4 protein-coding genes are annotated in these 3491 nt (G+C 72.5%); 3 read left to right on the top strand and 1 reads right to left on the bottom strand.

Annotation, left to right across the window (positions count from 1 at the left end):
• Window positions 1-68: 68 nt before the first annotated feature.
• Window positions 69-1058 (bottom strand): L-glyceraldehyde 3-phosphate reductase, encoded by a 990-nt coding sequence (gene mgrA, locus JNW89_RS31470; RefSeq protein ID WP_238451835.1) that lies wholly within the window; start codon window positions 1056-1058, stop codon window positions 69-71.
• A gap of 68 nt (window positions 1059-1126) precedes the next feature.
• On the opposite strand from mgrA, the gene JNW89_RS31465 reads away from it, so the two are divergent.
• The 3 genes from JNW89_RS31465 (at window position 1127) to JNW89_RS31455 (ending at window position 3367) form a co-directional block, all read left to right on the top strand.
• Entirely contained in the window at window positions 1127-2095 is a 969-nt protein-coding gene (locus JNW89_RS31465) for an aldo/keto reductase (protein ID WP_238451834.1), read from the top strand.
• 5 nt (window positions 2096-2100) lie between these two features.
• Window positions 2101-2598 (top strand): hemerythrin domain-containing protein, encoded by a 498-nt coding sequence (locus tag JNW89_RS31460; protein WP_238451714.1) that lies wholly within the window; start codon window positions 2101-2103, stop codon window positions 2596-2598.
• A gap of 100 nt (window positions 2599-2698) precedes the next feature.
• Window positions 2699-3367 (top strand): hypothetical protein, encoded by a 669-nt coding sequence (locus tag JNW89_RS31455; protein ID WP_238451833.1) that lies wholly within the window; start codon window positions 2699-2701, stop codon window positions 3365-3367.
• Window positions 3368-3491: the final 124 nt, after the last annotated feature.

Genomic DNA, 3491 nt, shown 5'->3' with positions numbered 1-3491 from the left:
GGTGACCCCGGCCGCCGCGCCCCCCGGCCGCGACCTGAGGTGGACGGCGGCCGGGACGCCTCGGCGGCTCAGCCGAGCAGGGTGTCGATCTCGGCCAGCTCCTCGGCGGTGAAGTCGAGGTTCTGCACCGCGGCGACGTTCCCCTCCAGCTGGGCCACGCTGCTCGCGCCGATGATCAGGCTGGTCATCCGTGGGTCGCGCAGCGCCCAGGCGAGGGCGAGCTGGGCGAGGGTCTGCCCCCGCCGCTCGGCCACCCGGCCCAGGCCGCGGATGGTGGCCAGCTTCTCCTCGGTCAGGTCGCTCTCGTTGAGGAAGACGCTGGTGCGCACCCGCGAGTCCTCGGGAATGCCGGCGAGGTAGCGGTCGGTGAGCAGGCCCTGGGCCAGCGGGCTGTACGCGATGCAGCCCGCGCCGACCTCCGCCAGCGTGTCGAGCAGGCCGTCGTCCTCGGTCCACCGGTTCAACATCGAGTACGACGGCTGGTTGATCAGCAGCGGCGTGCCCAGGTCACGCAGGATCGCCGCGGCCCGGGCGGTCTGCTCCGAGTCGTAGTTGGAGATGCCGACGTAGAGCGCCTTGCCGGAGCGGACGACGGCGTCGAGCGCGCCCATCGTCTCCTCCAGCGGGGTGTCCGGGTCGAACCGGTGCGAGTAGAAGATGTCGACGTAGTCCAGCCCCATCCGGCGCAGCGACTGGTCCAGTGAGGAGACCAGGTACTTGCGGGAGCCCCACTCGCCGTACGGGCCGGGCCACATCAGGTAGCCGGCCTTGGTGGAGACGACCAGCTCGTCGCGGTAGGGCTTGAGGTCCGTGGCCAGCAGCCGGCCGAAGGCCTCCTCCGCCGCGCCGGGCGGCGGGCCGTAGTTGTTGGCCAGGTCGAAGTGGGTGACCCCGAGGTCGAACGCGCGTCGGACGATGTCCCGCTGCCGCTCGAAGGGCCGGTCCGGCCCGAAGTTGTGCCACAGGCCGAGCGAGACGGCGGGCAGCCGCAGCCCGCTGCGTCCGGTCCGTCGGTAGGTCATCGAGTCGTAACGCTGATCAGCGGCGAGGTAGGTCACGACGCCGACCCTATCCGGCGTCCCGGAACGGCCGTGCCGTCCCGGTGTGCGGGGGTAGCTTCGAGCCCATGCGCTTCGTCCCGCTCGACACGCCCAAGCCCATCTCCAAGATCGGTCTCGGTACCTGGCAGTTCGGCTCGAAGGAGTGGGGCTACGGCCCCGACTACGAACGCCGGGCGGCGGACATCGTGCGGCGGGCGCTCGACCTGGGGGTCACCCTCTTCGACACCGCCGAGCTGTACGGCTTCGGCCGCAGCGAGCGGATCCTCGGGGCCGCCCTCGGCGCCGACCGGGAGAAGGTCGTGGTGGCCAGCAAGGTCTTCCCGATCCTGCCGCTCGCCCCGGTGGTGCAGCAGCGGGCGGTCGCCTCCGCGGCCCGCCTCGGCGTGCAGGGCATCGACCTCTACCAGGTGCACCAGCCCAACCCGGTGGTCGCCGACACCACCACCATGCGCGGCATGCGCGCGTTGCAGGACGTCGGCCTGGTCGCCGAGGTCGGCGTCAGCAACTACAGCCTGCGCCGCTGGCGGTTCGCCGAGGCCGCGCTGGGTCGGCGGGTGCTGAGCAACCAGGTCCGCTACAGCATGATCGACCGGGGTCCGGAGGAGGACCTGATCCCGTACGCGGAGCAGGCCGGCCGGATCGTCATCGCGTACAGCCCGCTCGCCCAGGGCTTCCTCTCCGGGCGGTACGACGCGAAGCACCCGCCGAGCGGGGCGGTGCGCCGGGCCAACCCGTACTTCCTGCCGGAGAACCTGGAACGCGGCACCGCCCTGATCGCGACGCTGCGCGAGGTGGCCGACGCGCACGACGCCACCCCCAGCCAGATCGCGCTGGCCTATCTGCTGCACCACCCGAACGTGGTGGCCATCCCCGGCGCGTCCGGTGTGGAGCAGATGGAGCGCAACGCGGCCGCCGCCGAGATCGACCTCGGCGCCGACGAGTACGCCGCCCTGGCCGCCGCCGCCCGGCAGTTCCGGCCGGTCACCGGCCTGGCGGCGGTGCCGAGGCTGATCCGCGCCCGAGTGGGGAAGTGAGCATCATGGACGACATCACCGCACTGATCCTGGACGACCACGCCGCCTTCCGCCGCGGCTTCGCCCGGCTCGACGACGCCCGCGACGTAAGCGAACTCCTCGCGGTCTGGGAGGCGCTCGCCCTGCACCTGGACATCCACGCCGAGGCGGAGGAGGCGATCCTCTATCCGCATCTGGTGCGGCACGGCGACGACGGCGAGGACGAGACCACCGACGCCATCGGCGACCACAACGAGATCCGCGACGCCATCGCCGAGTCCAAGCTGCACCCGGTGGGCTCCGACGAGTGGTGGGCGGCGGTGTGGAAGGCCCGCCGGGAGAACAGCGAGCACCTCGCCGAGGAGGAGGACGGGGCGCTGCCGGACTTCCGCCGGCACGCCAGCGTCGAACTCCGCGCCGAGCTGGGCGCGCGGTGGCTGACCTTCTACGGCGAGCACAAGAACGGCCGCAACCTGACCTTCGACGACAAGGACCCGCAGAAGTACGTGCAGGAGCACCGCTGAGCCGGCGGCGCTAGGCAGGCCCGGGCGCGGCGACGAGGCGGCGGCGGAATCCCCGACACGGGGGAGTCGGCATGGCGTGGCGGGGCGGGAGAATGGCCCGGTGACTCCCCGGGCGCTGATCGCGCCGCTCGTCCGTGCGAGCACCTGTCGCCGTGGCGTGTTCCTCCTGCTCGGCGGGGTGCTGGCCCTGCCGTACGCGCTGCTGGCCGGCACCTTCGTCCAGCTCCTCACCCGCGGCGAGGTGCCCCGGCTGCTGGTCTTCGCGCTGATGGTGGTCGCCGCCGTCATCGGCGCGGTGCCGTTCTTCCTCGACGGCAGCCGGACGCTGGAGATCGCCGCCGCCCGCGCCCTGCTCGGCGTGCCGCTGCCGGAGCCCGCCGCCGGGCACCCGGCCGACCGGGAGACCCGGCTGCGCGCCGCGCTCTGGATCGCCCTGCACATGACCGTCGGCGGGACGGTGATGTTCGCGCTGATCAGCGCCCTGCCGATGGCGTTGTCGTTCATCGCCCAGCAGTTCGGCGTCGGCACCCAGCTGGTCGCCCAGGAGAGCTGGGGGCCGCTCGACGGGCGGGACACCGGCTGGCTCACCCTCACCGGGGTGCTGATGCTGCTCGGCCTCGGCTACGCGGTCGCCGGACTGGGCACGCTCGCCGCCTCGATGGCACCGGCGCTGCTCGGCGCGCACCTCGGCGAGGCGGTCGGTGAGCCGTCGATCACTTTCTCCACAATCGCCACTGGCGTCCAGTACCCCGACTCCGACCGGGGCTAACCGGCGGGTCGACCGGGACCAGGCCGCGACCTCCTGGCTCATCTGCTCGTCGAGCCTCGGTCCGTGCTTGCTGCTGCCACGTTCCAGTTCCATGCTGTGGTGCTACCCCTGGCAGCCCCCGGGA

This window comes from Micromonospora sp. 4G55 (assembly GCF_016803375.1).
Note: the sequence above shows the minus strand (reverse complement) of the source record. Positions and strands in the feature narration are given on the sequence as shown.

Coding starts and splice junctions, on each gene's coding strand:
- JNW89_RS31465 (WP_238451834.1), top strand. CDS start 1,127: ATGCGCTTCGTCCCGCTCGACACGCCCAAGCCCATCTCCAAGATCGGT.
- JNW89_RS31460 (WP_238451714.1), top strand. CDS start 2,101: ATGGACGACATCACCGCACTGATCCTGGACGACCACGCCGCCTTCCGC.